This window comes from Janthinobacterium lividum (assembly GCF_011601275.1).
GTDB classification, from domain to species: Bacteria; Pseudomonadota; Gammaproteobacteria; order Burkholderiales; family Burkholderiaceae_D; genus Janthinobacterium; species Janthinobacterium lividum_E.
In genome coordinates, this window is sequence record NZ_JAAOLY010000021.1 from 1 (window position 1) to 18,918 (window position 18,918).

General features: G+C 61.9%; 18 protein-coding genes and 1 tRNA gene. 4 read left to right on the forward strand and 15 right to left on the reverse strand.

From position 1 onward, the window contains the following. Window positions 1–89: 89 nt before the first annotated feature. A complete protein-coding gene (locus GYK42_RS24770; protein WP_166449653.1) occupies window positions 90–413 on the reverse strand; it encodes a hypothetical protein in 324 nt (107 codons plus the stop codon). A 98-nt stretch (window positions 414–511) separates the two neighbouring features. Here GYK42_RS24770 and GYK42_RS24775 point away from each other — a divergent pair, with 98 nt between their 5' ends. Further along, window positions 512–988 carry a DUF2726 domain-containing protein gene (locus GYK42_RS24775; RefSeq protein WP_166449654.1) on the forward strand — a complete coding sequence of 159 codons (477 nt, stop codon included), beginning with the start codon at window positions 512–514 and terminating at the stop codon, window positions 986–988. Window positions 989–1,322: 334 nt separating this feature from the next. On the opposite strand, the gene GYK42_RS24780 is transcribed toward GYK42_RS24775, so the two are convergent. The 8 genes from GYK42_RS24780 to ybiB all read right to left on the reverse strand — a co-directional run bounded on the left by GYK42_RS24780 (window position 1,323) and on the right by ybiB (window position 10,176). Then, a tRNA-Ile gene (locus GYK42_RS24780) sits at window positions 1,323–1,401 on the reverse strand. A 108-nt stretch (window positions 1,402–1,509) separates the two neighbouring features. Further along, on the reverse strand, window positions 1,510–3,750 hold the full coding sequence (rpoD, locus tag GYK42_RS24785; protein WP_166449655.1) for an RNA polymerase sigma factor RpoD: 2,241 nt from the start codon (window positions 3,748–3,750) through the stop codon (window positions 1,510–1,512). Between the two features lie 464 nt (window positions 3,751–4,214). Then, window positions 4,215–6,011, reverse strand: coding sequence for a DNA primase (dnaG, locus tag GYK42_RS24790; RefSeq protein ID WP_166449656.1), 1,797 nt, complete (start codon window positions 6,009–6,011; stop codon window positions 4,215–4,217). Between the two features lie 129 nt (window positions 6,012–6,140). Further along, the gene (locus GYK42_RS24795) at window positions 6,141–6,593 is read right to left on the reverse strand and encodes a GatB/YqeY domain-containing protein (protein WP_034746974.1); all 453 of its coding nucleotides are present in this window, start codon (window positions 6,591–6,593) and stop codon (window positions 6,141–6,143) included. 195 nt (window positions 6,594–6,788) lie between these two features. After that, complete coding sequence (rpsU, locus tag GYK42_RS24800; RefSeq protein ID WP_008451879.1) at window positions 6,789–7,001, reverse strand: 30S ribosomal protein S21; 213 nt, start codon at window positions 6,999–7,001, stop codon at window positions 6,789–6,791. A gap of 155 nt (window positions 7,002–7,156) precedes the next feature. Then, on the reverse strand, window positions 7,157–7,762 hold the full coding sequence (locus tag GYK42_RS24805; RefSeq protein ID WP_166449657.1) for an FxDxF family PEP-CTERM protein: 606 nt from the start codon (window positions 7,760–7,762) through the stop codon (window positions 7,157–7,159). A gap of 150 nt (window positions 7,763–7,912) precedes the next feature. Then, window positions 7,913–9,127, reverse strand: coding sequence for an NAD(P)/FAD-dependent oxidoreductase (locus GYK42_RS24810; protein ID WP_166449658.1), 1,215 nt, complete (start codon window positions 9,125–9,127; stop codon window positions 7,913–7,915). 56 nt (window positions 9,128–9,183) lie between these two features. Then, on the reverse strand, window positions 9,184–10,176 hold the full coding sequence (ybiB, locus tag GYK42_RS24815; protein ID WP_166449659.1) for a DNA-binding protein YbiB: 993 nt from the start codon (window positions 10,174–10,176) through the stop codon (window positions 9,184–9,186). A gap of 158 nt (window positions 10,177–10,334) precedes the next feature. Here ybiB and GYK42_RS24820 point away from each other — a divergent pair, with 158 nt between their 5' ends. Together GYK42_RS24820 and GYK42_RS24825 are read left to right on the forward strand one after the other, a co-directional pair. Then, window positions 10,335–11,012, forward strand: coding sequence for a hypothetical protein (locus tag GYK42_RS24820; protein WP_166449660.1), 678 nt, complete (start codon window positions 10,335–10,337; stop codon window positions 11,010–11,012). A gap of 143 nt (window positions 11,013–11,155) precedes the next feature. Next, on the forward strand, window positions 11,156–12,217 hold the full coding sequence (locus tag GYK42_RS24825) for a 3-deoxy-7-phosphoheptulonate synthase (RefSeq protein WP_046686144.1): 1,062 nt from the start codon (window positions 11,156–11,158) through the stop codon (window positions 12,215–12,217). Window positions 12,218–12,328: 111 nt separating this feature from the next. On the opposite strand, the gene GYK42_RS24830 is transcribed toward GYK42_RS24825, so the two are convergent. Beyond that, the gene (locus GYK42_RS24830) at window positions 12,329–12,736 is read right to left on the reverse strand and encodes a nitrite reductase (NAD(P)H) small subunit (protein WP_166449661.1); all 408 of its coding nucleotides are present in this window, start codon (window positions 12,734–12,736) and stop codon (window positions 12,329–12,331) included. A gap of 211 nt (window positions 12,737–12,947) precedes the next feature. Here GYK42_RS24830 and tsaD point away from each other — a divergent pair, with 211 nt between their 5' ends. Continuing rightward, a complete protein-coding gene (gene tsaD / locus GYK42_RS24835) occupies window positions 12,948–13,988 on the forward strand; it encodes a tRNA (adenosine(37)-N6)-threonylcarbamoyltransferase complex transferase subunit TsaD (RefSeq protein ID WP_166449662.1) in 1,041 nt (346 codons plus the stop codon). Here tsaD and eutC read toward each other — a convergent pair whose 3' ends face one another. The 5 genes from eutC to GYK42_RS24860 are packed head-to-tail and all read right to left on the reverse strand — an operon-like array spanning window position 13,989 to window position 18,856. Continuing rightward, on the reverse strand, window positions 13,989–14,762 hold the full coding sequence (eutC, locus tag GYK42_RS24840) for an ethanolamine ammonia-lyase subunit EutC (RefSeq protein WP_166449663.1): 774 nt from the start codon (window positions 14,760–14,762) through the stop codon (window positions 13,989–13,991). A 9-nt stretch (window positions 14,763–14,771) separates the two neighbouring features. Next, window positions 14,772–16,160, reverse strand: coding sequence for an ethanolamine ammonia-lyase subunit EutB (locus GYK42_RS24845; protein WP_166449664.1), 1,389 nt, complete (start codon window positions 16,158–16,160; stop codon window positions 14,772–14,774). A gap of 43 nt (window positions 16,161–16,203) precedes the next feature. Continuing rightward, entirely contained in the window at window positions 16,204–17,667 is a 1,464-nt protein-coding gene (locus GYK42_RS24850; protein ID WP_166449665.1) for a TIGR01777 family oxidoreductase, read from the reverse strand. Continuing rightward, window positions 17,664–18,305 carry a DUF4166 domain-containing protein gene (locus tag GYK42_RS24855; RefSeq protein ID WP_166449666.1) on the reverse strand — a complete coding sequence of 214 codons (642 nt, stop codon included), beginning with the start codon at window positions 18,303–18,305 and terminating at the stop codon, window positions 17,664–17,666. The genes GYK42_RS24850 and GYK42_RS24855 overlap by 4 nt, the downstream gene beginning before the upstream one ends. Next, a complete protein-coding gene (locus tag GYK42_RS24860; RefSeq protein ID WP_046686150.1) occupies window positions 18,302–18,856 on the reverse strand; it encodes a GbsR/MarR family transcriptional regulator in 555 nt (184 codons plus the stop codon). The genes GYK42_RS24855 and GYK42_RS24860 overlap by 4 nt, the downstream gene beginning before the upstream one ends. Window positions 18,857–18,918 lie beyond the last annotated feature (62 nt).

Consider the following 18,918-nt stretch of genomic DNA (forward strand, 5'->3'; position numbering starts at 1 on the left):
CCTGCTGGAGCCGCTCGGCTATATACCGCCGGCTGAAGCTGAGGCAAACTATTACAAGCAACTGAGCAGTCAAGCCGTCGCGGCCTGACTCACACCAACCGGCCTCCACGAAAGCCGGGGCGATTCAGTTTTGCTTGAGAAGCTGCGGAAATTGGAGTGATAGAAAAGACCTGCGCGCCGACACGCTTGTCTTGCGAGATCGATACTTCGAATTCGACCTCATACATGCCCGGTTGAGTGTCTTTGAAGCGCTCCGGCAACACCAGCTCACCGATTAACGGTTCGATAACGCCGGTATCGCGGTTCGGCTTGTGGACGATGCATTGCGCCATGCGCATATCGTAGTCATTGCCGGTTTTTTTCGAACGGCCAGCCACTTGGGTGACGTGCAAAATTTGAATGGTGTTTTTCATTTTCTTCTCTCTTTAGTAGATTTGCCCGCTAGAGCAATGGAGCACGGCTGTGCTATGGTTTTAACAACTTCACCAACAATGAAACTACCTACAAACCTATGAGCCAACTTCAATTTTTCATCGTCGCTATGGCGATCATTTTTATCGTCGCCAGCCTCGTGAATGAAAAGCGCAAGAAGCCAGCGGGGCCATTAACACTGAAGCGGAAACAGCTACTTACAGACCCCGAACAGCAAATGTTTTCCGTGTTGTCATCGGCCCTCCCCGAATGCGTCGTACTTGCTCAGGTCTCGTTTTCCGCTCTTGTGACCGCCGAAGGCTGGCAATCCCGAAATCGCTTCAACCGGAAAGTGGCCGACTTCGTTTTGTGCAGCAAACAAATGAACGTCATCGCAGTGATCGAACTAGATGACCGTAGCCACATTGGCCGGGAGCATCACGACCGGGAGCGAGACGCCATGCTCAAACAAGCTGGATATACCACCATCCGCTACCCGAGCATTCCAACAACAGAACAAATACGACGCGATATCGAAGACCAGCTAATGGCAATGCATAACGCTCGATATGGTTGACGGCAGACGCAACTGTGCTATCGTTAACTTCGTCCAATCGGACAAATTAAAATGTCCGTTTGGACTAACTAAGAGCGATATTAATGTCCATTTGGACTAATTGCCAATGAGAAAATACTATGGAATATCAGGAATTGATAGCGAAAGCGTTACAGGGTAGAAAAGTGTTGCCTGTAGCGAAGGCGTGGGGCGTGCCTCAGAAGACACTGGATCGCTATGTGAATGGCGAGAGAGTGCCCGACTTCCATACGACCATAAAGATCATTGAAGAGTCGGGCGTCCCTGCAGACGAGGTAGTGCGGATCATAGCTGCCCATGAGCAGCTACGTAAAAATGGTGGGCCTCCCGTGAGTCGAACACGGCACCAACGGATTATGAGTCCGCTGCTCTAACCAAGCATGAGCTAGAGGCCCGGGGACTGCGGCGTGGCGGCGCTGTTGATGCCCGCCTCACGCGGCCGTTTTGGAAACGGACACGCGAGGATAGGGGTATCAGGGGCGTACGTCAAGCCCTATTGGCTTCTAGTTGCCTTCCAAGAAGCTTTTCAGCTTGTCGGAGCGCGATGGGTGGCGCAGCTTGCGCAGCGCCTTGGCTTCGATCTGGCGGATGCGCTCGCGCGTCACGTCAAATTGCTTGCCCACTTCTTCCAGGGTGTGGTCGGTGGACATCTCGATGCCGAAACGCATGCGCAGCACTTTCGCTTCGCGTGGCGTCAGGGAGTCGAGCACGTCCTTGACCACGCCCCGCATGGACGCGTGCAGGGCCGCGTCGGCCGGCGCCAGGGTGTTGTTGTCCTCGATGAAGTCGCCCAGGTGGGAATCGTCGTCGTCGCCGATCGGCGTTTCCATCGAGATCGGTTCCTTGGCGATTTTCATGATCTTGCGGATCTTGTCCTCGGGCATCTCCATCTTGATCGCCAAGGTGGCCGGATCGGGTTCCGCACCCGTTTCCTGCAGGATCTGGCGGGAAATCCGGTTCATCTTGTTGATCGTCTCGATCATGTGCACGGGAATGCGGATCGTGCGCGCCTGGTCGGCGATCGAGCGCGTGATGGCCTGGCGTATCCACCAGGTCGCATACGTCGAGAACTTGTAGCCGCGGCGATACTCGAACTTGTCGACGGCCTTCATCAGCCCGATATTGCCTTCCTGGATCAGGTCGAGGAATTGCAGGCCGCGGTTCGTGTATTTCTTGGCGATCGAAATCACCAGGCGCAAGTTGGCCTCCGTCATTTCTCGCTTGGCCTTGCGCGCCTTCATTTCACCAGCCGCCATCTGGCGGTTGATGTTGCGCAAGTCTGGCAGCGGCAATACAACGCGCGCTTGCAGGTCGATCAGGCGTTGCTGCAGTTCCTTGACGGTCGGAATGTTACGGCCCAGGATGGCGCTGTACGCGTGTCCTGCGTTGACTTCGCCATCGACCCAGTCGAGGTTGGTTTCATTGCCAGGGAAGACCTTGATGAAGTGGGCGCGCGGCATGCCGCAGCGGTTCACTGCCACGTCGAGGATCTGTTTCTCGATATGGCGCACTTCGTCGACCTGGCCGCGCAGGGTGTCGCACAGCTTTTCCACGACCTTGGCCGTGAAACGGATGCCCAGCAATTCTTGCGAAATGGCTTCCTGCGCCTTGGCGTACGGTTTCGAGTTGTAGCCTTCTTTTTCGAAGGCGCGGCGCATCTTGTCGAATTGCTGCGAAATGATGGCGAATTTTTCCAGCGCCGTGCGTTTCAGGGTTTCCAGCTGTTCGGCCGAGAAGCCGGCGGCGCCCGAAGCGCTCGCTTCTTCTTCCTCTTCTTCTTCCTCTTCTTCCGCTTCGCCCTCTTCCTCGTCTTCTTCGACGGGCGCGGCCACGACAGGGGCGGCGGCGACCGGTTCGTTTTCATCGACGAGGCCGTCGACGATTTCGTCGATCTTGATCTCTTCGTTGGCGATGCGGTCGGCGGCGGCGATGATTTCGGCGATCGTCACGGGGCAGGCGGAAATGGCCTGGATCATGTCTTTCAAGCCATCTTCGATGCGCTTGGCAATCTCGATCTCGCCTTCGCGCGTCAGCAGTTCGACCGAGCCCATTTCGCGCATGTACATGCGCACGGGGTCGGTGGTGCGGCCGAAGTCGGAGTCGACGGTCGACAATGCGGCCTCGGCCGCTGCTTCCGCCTCGTCGTCGCTGGTGACGACGGCAACGTTATCGGACAGCAACAACGTTTCCGCATCGGGCGCGTGCTCGTAGACGGCGATGCCCATGTCATTGAAGGTACCGATGATGCCTTCGATGGCTTCCGGATCGACAATGTTTTCAGGCAAGTGATCGTTGATTTCCGCGTAGGTCAGGAAACCGCGCTCCTTGCCGAACTTGATCAGGGTCTTGAGTTTCTGGCGCCGGCGCTCGAGTTCTTCCTCGCTCGCTTCCGTGTCGGACGAGAACGCGTCCTTCAGCAGTGCGCGCTCTTTCGCCTTGCGATCCTTGGCCTTGGCCTTGTCGACGGCCTTCAGTTCGGCCCGCTCGACGGCGTTCAGGGCGGCGACTTCATCATTTTCTGGCTGGAATTCTTTAGGCTTGCGGCCGCGGCGGCCTGGCACTTTTACCGACGGCAAGACATAACCGGACGTATCGATCGCCGCCAGGGTGGCGGCGTCGGTGGTCTGGCTGACCACGGGCGCGCTGGTGACGCGCGCTTCTGGCCGGTCGAGCGCCTTTTCGGCTTTCGTGGTAACTTTAACGGGCTTTACAGCCGCTTTGGATTCGGGTTTCTTGATTGGCACAGGCGCTTTCGATTACACAACGACTTGCTTTACGGTGGATTAGGATAAAGTTTGCTGCCAGTTCCCTGTCTACCTGCGGGAACCACCATCTTCGAACCTGCCGACAACGCAAATTCGACACTGTTACGTTACTTACACCTCATCGGCCACGATCCGCGGGAAGCGCAGCAATTCCTGTCCACCGGCTGTTGCCAGCCGCCTCGGCAAAAATTCCTGCATCGACCGCGTTGGGAGCGAGAGCCTGGCGCGGCTTGCCAGCGTCTGCGGGCCTTGCCCGCAACGCCGAAAGCGCCTGTTGGCCCTGGCTGCCGACACGATCCACCGCGCCGATCAAGAGCCTAACTTACTGAAAACAAATACTATTTACGAAACAGAACTAGCTTGCCAAAGCACACAATACTTAGCATTTAATTATAGCACGCGAAAAATGTTTTTCCAGTGCGCGCCATACCCTCAGGGCAAGGTTAGCGATTCACCAACTCAGCATCGCGCTCGCGCTCCAGCGCCCCCTGCTCCTGCATGATTTCGCGGTAGCGTACACCAATTTTCTCCGATGGCAAACCCGACGCAAACAATTGCTGCAATTCCGCCTTCAAGGCATTCAATTTGATCTCGCGGATGGTGCTCACCAGCCACGACAATTCGCTGTCGTAATCGGATTCCGTGCCGGCCGCGATCTCGCCGATAATCTCGTCGTATTCGCTGCCCAGCTCCTTCAACTGCTGCGCCAGCGCGGCAAAACTGCCGTGCTCGCCCAACGCCTGCCCCACGGCCACCAGTTGCCCCAGGCTGTGCGCCGCATCGGGCCCCAGGTGCTGGAAGGCGGCCAGGGCGGCCTCGTCGATACGCATCGTCAGTGGCGGATGCGCCACCAGCATGCGCATGATCTTCAATTCCAGCCCGACAGGCACGGGGCGGCCCGATTTCGGCGGCGCGCGGTGCGCCACGGCAACGGGTTTCGCCAGCTCGAACAGGGCTTCGATCTCGGCCGGCGTGGACTGCGTCAGCTGCGCCAACCCGCGCACGATCTGCAGGCGCAAAGACGATGGCGCCATCAGCTGCAGCAGGGGCTTGGCGTCGAACTGCACGCGGGCACGCCCTTCCGGTTCCGACAAATCATGTTCGCCCGACACTTCCTTGAGCAAGAACTGCGACAACGGCATGGCTTCATGCACTTGCTGCTCAAACCCTTCGGCGCCGAATTCACGGATATAGCTGTCCGGATCGTGTTCCGACGGCAAGAACAGGAATTTGATGGTTTTATTGTCCGACACGTGGGCCAGGCTCGCCTCCAGCGCGCGGCGGGCGGCGCGGCGGCCGGCCTTATCGCCATCGAAGCTGAAAATCACGTTATCGGTCTGGCGCAGCAGTTTTTGCACGTGGGTGGGCGTGCACGCCGTGCCCAAGGTCGCCACCGCTTGCGGGAAACCCATCTGCGCCAAGGCAACCACATCCATATAACCTTCCGTCACCAGCACGTAGCCGGCGTCGCGGATAGCCTGGCGCGCCTCGAACAGCCCATATAGTTCGAAACCCTTGGAAAACAAGGGGGTTTCCGGCGAATTCAGGTATTTCGGTTCGCCATGGTCGAGCACGCGGCCGCCAAAGGCGATCACTTGTCCCTTGGTATTGCGGATCGGGAACATGATGCGTTCGCGGAAACGGTCGTAGCGCTTGCGGTTATTGCCCTCTTCATCGACCTTGTCGATCACGAGACCGGCCTCGGCCAAGGCCACCACGTCGTATTCAGGGAAGACGGAGCGCAGATTGTCCCAGCCGCTGGGCGCGAAACCCATGCCGAAGCGAGCGGCCACTTCGCCCGTCAAGCCCCGGTTCTTCAGGTAGGCGATGGCTTCGGGCGCGTGGCGCAATTGCCCGCGGTAATAATCGCAGGCCTGCGTCATGGCATCGGACAGGGCCAGGCTTTGCGCCTGGATCTGCGCGCGCTGGGCCGGCGGAATCTTGTCGTCCGCTTCCGGCACGACCATGCCCACGTTCTGCGCCAGGTCCTTGACGGCATCGACAAAGCCCATGCCCGAGTACTCGATCAGGAAGCCGATCGAGGTGCCATGCGCGCCACAGCCGAAGCAGTGATAGAACTGCTTGGTGGGGCTGACGGTAAAGCTGGGCGATTTTTCACTGTGGAACGGGCACAAGCCCATGAAATTGGCGCCACCTTTTTTCAGTTGCACATAGCGCCCCACGACATCGACGATATCGACGCGGTTGAGCAAATCGGAAATGAAGGATTGAGGTATCACTGGCTAGGGCGGGTCTTGTTATAGGTCAGACTATACTACCGCACGCGGCCTGAGGTTGAGCCAGGTCAACGTGTGGGCTGTTAACAGGCTGCCAGCGCGACGGCTGACAGCCCTTGCTACTATTTATGCTTACGCTGCCGGCGTCAAGGCTTTCTTGACCAGGGCGGACACCACCGTCATGTCGGCGCGGCCAGCCAGCTTCGGCTTGACGATGGCCATGACCTTGCCCATGTCTTGCGGACCGGCGGCGCCCGAGGCGGCCACGGCGGCAGCCACTTCGGCCGCCACTTCTTCGTCCGACAGGCCGGCAGGCATGTAGCCCGTCAGATGCACCAGTTCGGCTTTTTCGATGTCGGCCAGGTCGGCGCGACCGCCGGCTTCGAACTGGGTGATCGAATCCTTGCGCTGCTTGATCATCTTTTCCACGATGGCCGTCACGTGCGCATCCGTCAGTTCGATGCGTTCGTCGACTTCCTTGCGCTTGATTTCCGCCAGCAACAGGCGAATCGTGCCCAGCTTGCCCGCTTCCTTGGCGCGCATGGCGTTTTTCATGTCTTCGGTAATTTGTTCTTTCAAGCTCATGGCAATCCTCGTGTTGGTAAGTAGGGTTCGATGCTCGTGCAGGCACTCCAAGCAGGCGGCCACAAAAGCGAAAACCCGCTGCGGCGAACCGGAGCGGGTATGCGACTCATCTGAAGTAGTACTCCAGGCGAATCAAAACAAAACCCGTGGCGAACAATGCGCCGAACTACCCGGGTTGGTTCTGACTGAACAGTCTTAGAATAATTTTTTCGGCAGTTGTTGGCTGCGGATGCGTTTGTAATGACGCTTGACAGCAGCTGCCAGCTTGCGCTTGCGCTCAGCTGTTGGCTTTTCGTAGAATTCGCGAGCGCGCAATTCGGTCAGCAGACCCGTTTTTTCGATGGTGCGTTTGAAGCGACGCATTGCGACTTCGAACGGCTCGTTTTCTTTAAGGCGAATAGTGGTCATGTAAAATTCAAACCGTTGAGGTGGTGTATAGGAAGAGATAGATAGTAGCAGCTTTTATTCGGAAAGGGAAGCCCCTCCCCCACTTGCGTGCGGCATGCAGCCTGAGATTGCCGCCCGGCTGTGGCGTAAACCACGCATCCGGACGGCAGCGTCGCTTAAACGGCCGACTTGCGGCGGCGCGCCATGAAGCCCAGCAAACCCAGGCCAGCCAGCAGCATGGCATACGTGCCTGGTTCCGGCACGGCGCTGACGTTCATGCTGACACCGTCCAGGAAAGCCGACGTATCGCGCGCATTGCCCGGGTTGATGCCGGCAAAGCTCAAGGTATGGCTGCCGGCACCGATGTTGAGCGCGTTCACATTAAAACTGCTCCAGCCCGTGCTGGTAACAGCATACTGCCCCAGCTGCGTGCCGTCCAGACTAACCGTTACGGCCTGTCCCTGGTCGTAACCGGGACGCAGCGCCAGATTGAAGGCGAACGCGTAGTCAGCGGCGCCCGAGCTGACGAAGCTTTGCGAGATCGATGCCGTATTTTGCAGGAAAGCAAAGGCATTACCCTCTTGCGCCACGCCATTCCATGCCGTGTAGCTGGCCGATACGCCCGCGCCGCCCGTGAAGCTCCATCCCGGCGCCACATTGCCATAGACGTAGCCGCCACCGACGGTATTGTTTTCAAATCCACCATTATTCAGCACGGGGGTGCTGGCAAAGGCGCTGGTGCTGAGCAAGGCAACTGCGACGGCGGCGATCAGGCGTTTCATATTAACTCCAGGATAATGTTTATTTAATTACCATCGGACATCAAAGATATCCAAAAGTCAATTTACATGCCAAGTATTCAATACAGTTTCATTGAAGTCAAGAAAATTATCACCAATAATCACAGGCCGAGGTCGCAGAACAACTAAGTATTACTGCAAGGCAATACCTGCCGCCACGCCGGAAGCCCAGGCCCACTGGAAGTTGTAGCCACCCAGCCAGCCCGTCACGTCGACAGATTCGCCGATGAAATACAGGCCCGGCATTTTATTGGCCATCATGGTCTGCTGCGACAGCTCGCGCGTGTCGATGCCGCCGCGCGTCACTTCCGCCTTGCGGTAGCCTTCGGACCCGTTCGGCACGATGGACCAGGCATTGATGGCCTGGCCCAGCTTGCGCAGCTGCGCGTCGGGCATGTCGGCGATGCGCGCGTCCGGCGCCAGGCCGTTAGTGGCCAGCAGGCAGTCGGCCAGGCGCTGCGGCAGCCATTGCGCGACGATATTGCCCAGCTGCTTCTTCAAGGTGCCCTTGCCTTCAATCAACGTCTGCGCCACGTCCACTTCCGGCAGCAGATTGATGACGATGGGTTCGCCCGGCAGCCAGTAGCTGGAAATTTGCAGAATAGCCGGACCCGACAGGCCGCGGTGCGTGAACAGCAAATCTTCGCGGAAACGCGCGCCCGTCGCCTTGCGGCCTTTCAGGCTGCCTGTTTCCACATCCACTTCCAGGGCGATGCCGGACAATTCCGCGAACGGCGCCCAGCTGGCCGCATCGAACGTCAGCGGCACCAGGGCCGGACGCGGCTCGACCATCGTCAAGTCGAATTGTTTGGCGATGCGGTAGGCAAAATCCGTGGCGCCGATCTTCGGGATCGACAGGCCGCCCGTGGCGATGACGATGCTGGCCGTCTCGATGTCGCCGCTATCGGTCTGCAGCACGAAGCCGCCATCCGCTTGCCGGACAACATTGTCGATCTTGCACGGCATGCGCCAATGCACGCCGCCAGCGGCGCACTCGTCCTTGAGCATATCGATGATCTGCTCGGCCGATTCATTGCAAAACAGCTGGCCCTTGTGCTTCTCGTGGTAGCCGATCCGGTATTTTTTCACGAGCGCGAGGAAATCCTGCGGCGTGTAGCGCGACAGTGCGCTCTTGCAGAAATGCGGGTTTTCCGAGAGGAAATTTTGCGGGGTGGCATTGATATTGGTGAAATTACACCGTCCACCACCCGAGATACGGATCTTTTCGGCCAGCTTGGCCGCGTGATCGATCAACACCACGCGCTTGCCTTGCTGGGCGGCAACAGCCGCACACATCATGCCGGCCGCGCCCGCGCCGATCACTGCCACATCAAATTGTTTTGCCATAAGAATTCCGGTCACCGCTGATTACAAAGACGCCATTGTAAACTGCGGCGACGCGGCTAGCGCGGCCGTGCTGCAATCTGCCGCGATGTCGTCAAGCATTGTTCCACCTGCTCGGCGATCGACGGCGGCACGGGCACGTCGCCGCGCAGCACGGCCGCGATCCAGGCCGCCGTCGTGGCTGCGTCGCGCTCGGCCGGCAAATGTGGTAACTCTTCCACCAGCAACTGCTTTTCCACCAGCACCGTACGCTCCACGCCGTGGAACCAGTCGATCTGCTGCGCCTTGTTGGCGTTGGCCACCGTCTCGCCCTCCGTGCCGCGCATCAGGAAAGCGTCGCCGCGCGCGGGATCAGAGGCGGTGAGGAAATATTCGCCGAGCATTTCCAGGTATTCCGGATGCGTGTACGACACCAGGCGCAAGGCGGGACCGGCGAACGGCTGCATGATTTTCACCAGGGTGTGCGTGGAATTGCGCACGCCCAGCACGCGCCGCAACGACAGCATCCAAGATAAGCGCGGCGCCAGCGATGCTATGGGCAGGAAGGCGGCTTGCCCGCGCGCCATGGCGGCCTCGGCTTGCGCATGGTCCGTGGAAGCGGGCACACCCAGCGCGGCCAGCACTTCGGCCGTCGTGATGCGGCCCGGGTCGCTGGTCACGCCATGCACGAGCACGGGTGCGCCCGCGCGTGCCAGCAGCAGCGCCAGCAAGGCCGTCAGGTTGGCCATCTTGCGTGCGCCGTTGTAGCTGGGAATGATGATCGGGGCAAATTCACCGGCCGGCGCGGCCAGCGGGGCAAATGAAGCTTCGGCAGCGTCGAGGAAGCCGGCGATCTCGTCCACGGACTCGCCCTTGATGCGCATCGACAACAAAATGCCGCCCAGCTCCAGGTCCGACACGCGGCCCTCGAGCATGGCGCGGTACAGGGCGTGGGCATCCATGCGCGTCATGCTGCGCGCGCCGTTCTTGCCGCGTCCTATTTCCTTGATGAAACGTGCTGCGGGGAATGGCTCACCGGCCACATCGGTATGGGGTATGGAAACAGTCGTCATGGCGCCAGCTTACACGGATTTTAGCCCTTGCAGACGGGCTGGAAGACGCCATAGGCGAGTATGCAACAGTCTTCCAGGTTCTTTTTTGATTGAATCCGCATCGCGGCTGCATCCAAACGCGCCACCGCTGCGTATAAGACTGCACAGGGGGACTCATCATGGAACACGCGATCAAACGGGAAACAGCCTTCGTCGGCATCGAAACGAGCAAGCTGCTGCTGAAAGCCGTACTGCTCTCGGGCAATGAAGTGCTGTGCAAGGTGCTGGAAAACGACGTGGCCGGCTACCGCTGGCTGCGCAGCTGGCTGCAAAGGAACGATGTGCCCGTCATGGGCTTGCGCGTCTGCATGCGCCTCGATATGCCGTACAGCGAGACGCCGGCGCGCATGCTGGCCGACATGGGCATGGTGGTTTGCGATGCCCAGCCCGCGCATCTGGCAGACTATCTGCGCGGCCAGGACTTGCCCGATGACGCGGCGCACAGCGCCGTGGTGCTGGCCAACTACTGTGCGCACAGGCGCCCCGCGCGCTGGACGCCGCCCTCGCCCGCCTACGTGGAACTGCGGCTATGGCTGCGCCGCCTGCACGCCATCGAAGGCGTGCGCCAGCAGGAATCGGCGCGCCTGAATACGCATCTGCAGGCCGGCCAGCATGCGCTGCACGCCCTGCTGCGCCAGCAGATCGCCTGCCTGGACGCACAGATACGCCAGCACGAAAGCGCCATCCTCGCGCATGTGAAGCGCCATCCCGGCCTGCCCCGGCCGCCCGAGCTGGCCGGCAACTACCAGGGCATCGCCCGCTACAACGTTGGCGCCAGCCTGGCCGGCGGCCATTGAACGCACGGGGGCCGGCAGCGTGCCGGCCCTGCCATAAAAACAACTGAACCATTGCCGTTTTGGCCCCATCCCCGCCGCCAGGCCGCATTTCCGCTACACTATTGCCTCTTAAAGAACGCAATCGCGAAAGCCGAGCCAGAATCATGAATACGCCAGACATCGAAAATATCAACGTCACCTCTTTCGCGCCCATGCCGACACCGGCCGAACTGCACGCCAAGCTGCCCTTGTCGGAAAGCGCCTTCGACACCGTCAGCCGCGGCCGCGAAGCGCTGCGCAACATCATCGACCGCAAGGACCAGCGCCTGTTCGTCGTCGTCGGGCCATGCTCGATCCACGACCCCGTTGCCGGCCTCGATTACGCACGCCGCCTGAAAGCGCTGCAAGAGGAAGTCAAGGACACGATGCTGCTGGTGATGCGCGTGTATTTCGAAAAACCGCGTACCACCACAGGCTGGAAGGGATACATCAACGACCCGTACATGGACGATTCGTTCAAGGTCAACGAAGGCATGGAAAAGGCGCGCCAGTTCCTGCTCGACGTGTGCGAACTGGGCCTGCCCACCGCCACCGAAGCGCTGGACCCGATCTCGCCGCAATACCTGGGCGACCTGATCGCCTGGACGGCCATCGGCGCGCGCACGACGGAATCGCAGACGCACCGCGAAATGTCCTCGGGCCTGTCGACCCCGGTCGGCTTCAAGAACGGCACCGATGGCGACATCAGCATCGCCGTCAACGCTATCCTGTCGTCGGCGCACCCGCACTCGTTCCTGGGCATTAACGGCGAAGGCAACGTCGCCATCGTGCGCACGCGCGGCAACGCGTATGGCCACGTCGTGCTGCGCGGCGGCGATGGCCGTCCGAACTACGATTCCGTGTCGATCGCCATCGCCGAACAGGCGCTGGCCAAGGCCAAGCTGCCGGCCAACCTGGTGGTCGACTGCTCGCATGCGAACAGCTATAAAAAGCCGGAACTGCAACCGCTGGTGATGGCCGACGTGGTCAACCAGATCCGCCAGGGCAACCGCTCGCTGGTGGGCGTGATGATCGAATCGAACATCGTCGGCGGCAACCAGAAGATCCCGCAAGACCTGTCGCAACTGACCTACGGCTGCTCCGTCACCGACGGCTGCATCGACTGGGACACGACGGCGACCATGCTGCGCGATGCGCACGCGCATTTGGTCAATCGCCCAAAATAATGCCGGCGATGTTGTCGGATTACGGCGCTTTGCGCCTAATCCAACCTACGAATTGAGCCGCGTAGGTCGGCTTGGCGCGCAGCGCGCAAGCCGACACCACCACGAGGCATATCACGCCATCTGCACATGCGGCAGCACGGCGAACGATCCCGCCAGCGCCTGTTCCGCCTTGCTGGCCGGGATATTGAGTTCATTGACGTCCAGGTAGATGCGCCCGTCCAGGATGCGCACGGCGTACAGGCGCGCCATGCCCTGCACGGGCGCCACCAGACGGCCCGAATCGAGCTCGATGATCCAGCTGTTCTTCGGCCCCATCAGGTTTTTCTCCATCAGCCCCCCCTGCGCCAGCGGGCCGCCCAGGCAAGGCACGGAGTCGAGCAGCGCGTACACCGTATCGTCAGCCGCGCGAAACAGCGCCACGCCGGGCAAATCCTGCCACGCCAGCCCCCGCTGCACCATGCGCGCGCCCGCCAGCGGCATGTCCTTCAGGCGGCAAATCATTTTCCATTGTTCCGACATCGCTAGCTCCCTCGAGAAAGGTACACGCTTGCATAAGCAAGAGCGGTGCCAGTGCCGGCACAGGCGGGGAATGGCCAAAATCCAGGGAAAAAATGGCACCGCGCCGCACTGCGCAAGTGCACACTGCCGCCGAAATGGTGCGCTGGCCGCACGGTGGAGTGCCCGGCTTTCCTTTACAATGGCGGATTACTCCTCCCTACCCCGCACCTTCATGATTGTTCTTGGCGTCGAATCCTCCTGTGACGAAACCGGCCTGGCCTTGTACGACACGCAACGCGGCCTGCTGTCGCACGCCCTCTATTCGCAAGTGGCCATGCACGAGCAGTACGGCGGCGTGGTGCCGGAACTGGCGTCGCGCGACCATATCCGCCGCGCCATTCCGCTGCTCGAAGAAACCCTGGCCAAGGCCGGCATCACCCTGCCCGAAATTGACGCCATCGCCTACACGCAAGGCCCGGGACTGGCCGGCGCGCTGCTGGTCGGTTCCTCCGTTGCCTGCAGCCTGGGCCTGGCCATCAACAAACCGGTGCTGGGCATCCACCACCTGGAAGGCCATTTGCTATCGCCCTTGCTGGCGTCGGAGCCGCCGGAATTCCCCTTCATCGCCCTGCTGGTATCGGGCGGCCACACGCAGCTGATGCGCGTCGATGGCGTGGGCCAGTACACGATGCTGGGCGAAACGCTCGATGATGCGGCAGGCGAAGCGTTCGACAAGTCGGCCAAGCTGCTGGGGCTCGGTTATCCGGGCGGTCCCGCCATTTCGCGCCTGGCCGAATTCGGCGATCCGCTCGCGTACAAGCTGCCACGCCCGATGCTGCACTCGAAGGATTTCAATTTCAGTTTTTCCGGACTGAAGACGGCCGTGCTGACGGTGGTGAAAAACCATGAAGAAAAAGTCATCGCGAATATCTGCGAGCAGGACAAGGCGAACATCGCGCGCGGCTTCGTCGACGCCATCGTCGACGTACTGACGGCCAAATGCGTGTCGGCCCTCAAGCACACGGGCTTGAAGCGCCTGGTGATCGCCGGCGGCGTGGGCGCCAACGCGCAACTGCGCGCCTCGCTCAACGCGGCCGCCGCCAAGAAGCGCTTCAAAGTGTATTACCCGGAGCTGGAATTCTGTACCGACAACGGCGCCATGATCGCCTTTGCCGGCGCCATGCGCCTGCAGATCAACCCGGCCGCCGCCAAGCACGATTACTCGTTCAACGTGCGCCCGCGCTGGCCGCTGGACGAGATCCGCGAAGTCTGATCATTTCAGCAGGAAGTTGCGCGCGCCCCCCAAGGCCGCGCCCTCTTCCACCGTTTCATCCTTCACTTCCACGCCTGACAGCTGCCTTGTAAACGCCTGCGACAGCAAATAATGCAGCCGGTACGCCGCCTGCGCATACGCCAGCCCCTCGGGGCGCACGTTCGAGATGCAGTTGCGGCGCTCGTCGAGCAGCCCCACCTTGGGCGCCCACGTCAGGTACAGGCCCAGGCTGTCCGGAGAACTCAAGCCCGGCCGCTCGCCGATCAGCACCAGCACGGCCTTCGCTTGCAGCAAATGCCCCACCTCGTCGCCAATGGCCACCCGCCCCTGCGCCACGATGTGCAGCGGCGACAGCGTCCACGCCTCCAGCGCCAGCCGAGCGCGCAGGGCGGCCAGGAATGGCGCCGCGTGGCGCTGCACGGCCAGCGCCGACAGGCCGTCGGCCGCCACCAGCGCCAGGTCGACTCCCGTGGCAGCAGCGGCCAGCCGCGCGCGGGAAACGTCGTCCAAGCGGCGTCCCAGATCGGGCCGTTGCAGATACTCGGCGCGCGTGGCGGCCGCGCTGTGCAGCTGCACGCAGTCTTGCCCCTGCGCGGCCAAGTCGCGCGCCAGGGCCTCGCCATCGAGCGCCAGGTGCACGGCGTCGCGCGCCTGCGCGTGGGCCAGCTGGAACGCCAGCTGCGCGCTGGTCGGCACGCTGACGCCACGGCGCCCCAGCGCGATGCGCGCCGCCGTATGTGCGCGCAGGGCCTGCCACGGGGTTTTCTCGTCCATGTATCCTCCCTAACCTTCCAGGCGCAGCAGGGCCGCCTGGAAGGCCGGCGCCAGCGCCACGTTCAGATTTCCCTGCGCATCCGTAATCCGCATGTGCGCCAGCCAGGCTTCGAATTCGGGCGCAGGGCGCAGGCCCAGCACGCGGCGCGCATACAGGGCGTCGTGGAACGAGGTGCTCTGGTAGCCGAGCATGATGTCGTCCGCGCCCGGCACGCCCATGATGAAATTGCAGCCGGCCACGCCCAGCATGGTCAGCAAGGCGTCCATGTCGTCCTGGTCCGCTTCGGCATGGTTGGTGTAGCACACGTCGCAGCCCATGGGCAGCCCCAATAGCTTGGCGCAGAAATGGTCTTCCAGTCCCGCGCGCACGATCTGCTTGCCGTCGTACAGATACTCGGGGCCGATGAAGCCGACGACGGAATTGACCAGCAGCGGCTGATACGCGCGCGCCACCGCATACGCGCGCGCTTCGCAGGTCTGCTGGTCCATGCCGTGGTGGGCGCCCGCCGACAGGGCGCTGCCCTGGCCCGTCTCGAAATACATGACGTTGTTGCCCACCGTGCCGCGCCCCAGCGACAGGGCCGCCGCCTGCCCCTCGGCCAGCAGAGACAAATCGATGCCGAAGCTGCGGTTGGCTGCCTGCGTGCCCGCCACCGACTGGAACACCAGATCGACGGGCGCGCCGCGGCGGATCGCCTCGATGGTATTGGTGATGTGGGTGAGCACGCACGACTGCGTGGGAATCTGGTACTGATCGATGACGGCATCGAGCAGGTGCAGCAGCGACACCACCTGCGCCACGTTGTCGGTGGCGGGATTGATGCCGATCACGGCGTCGCCGCTGCCCAGCAGCAGGCCATCGAGCACCGACGCCGCGATGCCCGTGGCGTCGTCCGTCGGGTGGTTCGGCTGCAGCCGCGCGGACAGACGCCCTTCCAGGCCCAGGGTATTGCGGAAAGCCGTGACGACACGGCACTTGCGCGCCACCAGCACCAGGTCCTGCAAGCGCATGATTTTCGAGACGGCGGCCGCCATTTCCGGCGTGATGCCGGCGGCCACCTGCGACAGCGTGGCCGTGTCCGTCGCGTCGTCCAGCAGCCAGTCGCGAAAGTCGCCCACGCACAGGTGGGAAATGAGCGCAAAGGCGGCGCGCTCGTGGGTGTCGATGATCAGGCGCGTGACTTCATCGTCCTCATACGGCACCAGCGCCTCGTTGAGGAACAGCGCCAGCGGCACCTCGGCCAGCGCCAGCTGCGCCGCCACCCGCTCGCGCGCGCTGGCGGCCGCTACGCGGGCCAGCACGTCGCCCGAACGGGGCGGCGTGGCCTTGGCCAGCAGCTCCTTCAGGCTGGCAAACTGGTAAACATGGCTGTCTATCGTATGGCTGAAGCGGGGCATAGATTGTGCTCCAAGGCATCCCAATGGCCCATTCTACGCCAGGCTACAGGCTGCGCAGCGCCCCTTCCAGCTGCGGATAGCGGAAGACAAAACCGTCGGCCAGCAGGCGGCGCGGGGCGACCCGCTGACCTTCCACCAGCAAGTCGGCCTGCTCGCCCAGCAAGGCGCGCATGACGAAGGCGGGCGTGGGCACGATGCTGGGGCGATGCAGCACGGCCCCCGCCACCCGGGCGAAGCGGCGCTGCTCGATCGCTTCCGGCGCGCAGAAGTTATACGCGCCGCTCACGGCCTGTTCTTCGCTGCGGCGCGCCACATGGGCGATGGCGCGGATGACGTCGCGCACGTGCACCCACGTGACCCACTGCTTGCCGCTGCCCAGCGGGCCGCCCACACCGAAGCGGATCGGCAGCAGCATTTGCGGCAGCGAACCCTGGTGGCCGAAGACGAGGCCAAAGCGCATGCAGCCCACCTGCACGCCAAATTTCTCCGCCTGGCGCGCGGCAGCTTCCCACTCCTGGCACAGCTGCGACATAAAGATGGCTTGCGGCGCGCTCTCCTCCGTCAATTCCGTGTCGTCGCCCTGCGGCTGCACGCCGTAGTAGCCGATGGCCGATGCCGACAGCAGCACGCGCGGCTTGTGCTGGGCGCGGGCGATCCACGCCACCAGTTCCTGCGTCAGCGCGACCCTGCTGCGGCGCAGGGCCGCCTTGCGCGCCTCCGTCCAGCGCTTCCCGACGATGCGCGCGCCGGCCAGGTTGACCACCATGTCGATGCGCTGCGCATCCGCCAATTCTTCGAATGACTGGATGCAGCGCACCTGACCATTGAACGTCCACGCGGCCTGCTTGGGCTGGCGCGTCAGCACCGTCACGGCATGGCCGTCGGCCAGCAAGGCGCTGACTAACTGCTGGCCGATGAAACCCGTGGCGCCCGTCACCAGCACGGATTGCGGCGCGGAGGCAAAGCGCAGCTGCTCCTCTTGCTCTGCCGTCTCTTGCACCTTGCGCCGTCCCAGCTGCCACACGGCATACGCGTCGCGCAGTCCGGACAAGCCCACGCCCACGCCGCACAGGGCGAGGAAGACGCTGAGCCAGCCATACGGCTGCCACACTAGGGCCGTCGGCAAGCTGGCCCATTCGCTGCTGTTCAACGCCAGCAGCGCGATGAAGGCGCCCGCGTTAATCGCCAGCACCGTGTGCGTGACTCGCTCCGTGGCGGGCAAAAGGCGCGTCTGGTCTTCGACGACGAAGTCCCACAGGGTCAGCACGATTTCCACGCCAAACACGATGACCAGCACCCAGGCCCAGGCCCCATGCCACTCCCATGCCGCCAGGCCCACGAACAGCAGACTGTAGATCAGGGCGCGCGTCGCGTGGATCGTCAATTCGAGACGCGCCGACGCCTTTTGCGGCAGCGCCTCCGTGATTTCATGGTGGTAGATGGTGTCGAAAGCGCCCAGGCAGCCTTGCGCCGCCATCAGTTGCAGGGCCAGCAAATGGGTATTCATGGTGTCTCCTTCATTTCCGGTGCGGCGGATTCGCGGAACACGCCCGCCTGCGTGAACGTGGTGCCGAACAGGGCATGGCGAATCTCGATGCGGATATTGAACTGCTGCGGCGTTTCATTGCGGTGGCACAGAAAGGTCTTGCCGGGCGTGAGTACGCCGGGCAGCGGCACGCGCCAGCCGAAAAGATCGAGAAAATAACCATCGCTGGTGAAGTGCAAATTGCCATCCTCGACGTGCAGCACCAACTTCATGCCAAGGCCCATGCCCACGTATTCGAGCACTTCACCCTTCGCACTTTCCGCCATGTAGGAGGTGAAGCGGATCGGCGCGCGCCCGTGCAGACGGTAGGTGCGCTGCTTGAAGATGAACGGGCAGCCGGGGCGCGAATAGACTTCGATATCGACTGGGAAATCGTGATCGTCGTACGGGATCAAAGCGCCGTCGATGAAGGGACGCGTCAGCCAACCGAGGAATTTTCCCAGGCGCGAGCTGGTGAGTTCACTAAGCTCCCCCCGGTAATACAGGGGCTGGCCCGGCGCGGGATTTTTCTCGAAGCGGCGGCGGATGTCCGGGTGCAGCGTGAGCCACTGCGCGCCCATCACCTTCTTGAACAGCTCTCCTTCCGAGGGGCCGTTCATGATTTTGCGCGCTTGCCAGGTTTGTCTTCCGGGCTGAGGAACTTGGCCACCTTGCCCCCCATCGACAGCATGCGCTGCAGGGTCGCTGGCGGCAAATTCTTGTAATCGCTGTAGGTGCTGCTGAGCATTTCCAGGAAGGCCAGCACTTCACCCATGCGCTCCAGGGTGGCCGGTGGAATGGCCGCATCGTGCTCGCCCTCGATCGCGCATTCACGCAGCACCGTCAGCGTGGGATCGATCTCACGCCGCTTGCGCTCCTCCATGATGACGCGGAAGATTTCCCACACATCCTGCAGGGCAACGAAATGGTCGCGCCGGTCCCCCATCACGTGCGTGATGCGCGCCAGGCCCCAGCTTTGCAATTCCTTCAGGCTGTTGCTGACGTTGGATCTGGCCACGTTCAGGCTGGCCGCGATGTCTTCCGCCGTCAGCGGCTCATTCGCCAGGAACAGCAGCGCGTGGATTTGCGCCACCGTGCGGTTGACGCCCCAGCGGGTGCCCATCTCGCCCCAATGAAGGATGTACTTTTGCGTGGTCGGGCTCAGTTCCATGGATTTCTCTTATTTCTGTCGTTACAGAAATGTAAGACGAAACAGAAACCGAGTCAAGCCCG

Coding starts and splice junctions, on each gene's coding strand:
- GYK42_RS24770 (WP_166449653.1), bottom strand. CDS start 413: ATGAAAAACACCATTCAAATTTTGCACGTCACCCAAGTGGCTGGCCGT.
- GYK42_RS24775 (WP_166449654.1), top strand. CDS start 512: ATGAGCCAACTTCAATTTTTCATCGTCGCTATGGCGATCATTTTTATC.
- GYK42_RS24795 (WP_034746974.1), bottom strand. CDS start 6,593: ATGAGCTTGAAAGAACAAATTACCGAAGACATGAAAAACGCCATGCGC.
- rpsU (WP_008451879.1), bottom strand. CDS start 7,001: ATGACCACTATTCGCCTTAAAGAAAACGAGCCGTTCGAAGTCGCAATG.
- GYK42_RS24805 (WP_166449657.1), bottom strand. CDS start 7,762: ATGAAACGCCTGATCGCCGCCGTCGCAGTTGCCTTGCTCAGCACCAGC.
- GYK42_RS24810 (WP_166449658.1), bottom strand. CDS start 9,127: ATGGCAAAACAATTTGATGTGGCAGTGATCGGCGCGGGCGCGGCCGGC.
- ybiB (WP_166449659.1), bottom strand. CDS start 10,176: ATGACGACTGTTTCCATACCCCATACCGATGTGGCCGGTGAGCCATTC.
- GYK42_RS24820 (WP_166449660.1), top strand. CDS start 10,335: ATGGAACACGCGATCAAACGGGAAACAGCCTTCGTCGGCATCGAAACG.
- GYK42_RS24825 (WP_046686144.1), top strand. CDS start 11,156: ATGAATACGCCAGACATCGAAAATATCAACGTCACCTCTTTCGCGCCC.
- GYK42_RS24830 (WP_166449661.1), bottom strand. CDS start 12,736: ATGTCGGAACAATGGAAAATGATTTGCCGCCTGAAGGACATGCCGCTG.
- tsaD (WP_166449662.1), top strand. CDS start 12,948: ATGATTGTTCTTGGCGTCGAATCCTCCTGTGACGAAACCGGCCTGGCC.
- eutC (WP_166449663.1), bottom strand. CDS start 14,762: ATGGACGAGAAAACCCCGTGGCAGGCCCTGCGCGCACATACGGCGGCG.
- GYK42_RS24845 (WP_166449664.1), bottom strand. CDS start 16,160: ATGCCCCGCTTCAGCCATACGATAGACAGCCATGTTTACCAGTTTGCC.
- GYK42_RS24850 (WP_166449665.1), bottom strand. CDS start 17,667: ATGAATACCCATTTGCTGGCCCTGCAACTGATGGCGGCGCAAGGCTGC.
- GYK42_RS24855 (WP_166449666.1), bottom strand. CDS start 18,305: ATGAACGGCCCCTCGGAAGGAGAGCTGTTCAAGAAGGTGATGGGCGCG.
- GYK42_RS24860 (WP_046686150.1), bottom strand. CDS start 18,856: ATGGAACTGAGCCCGACCACGCAAAAGTACATCCTTCATTGGGGCGAG.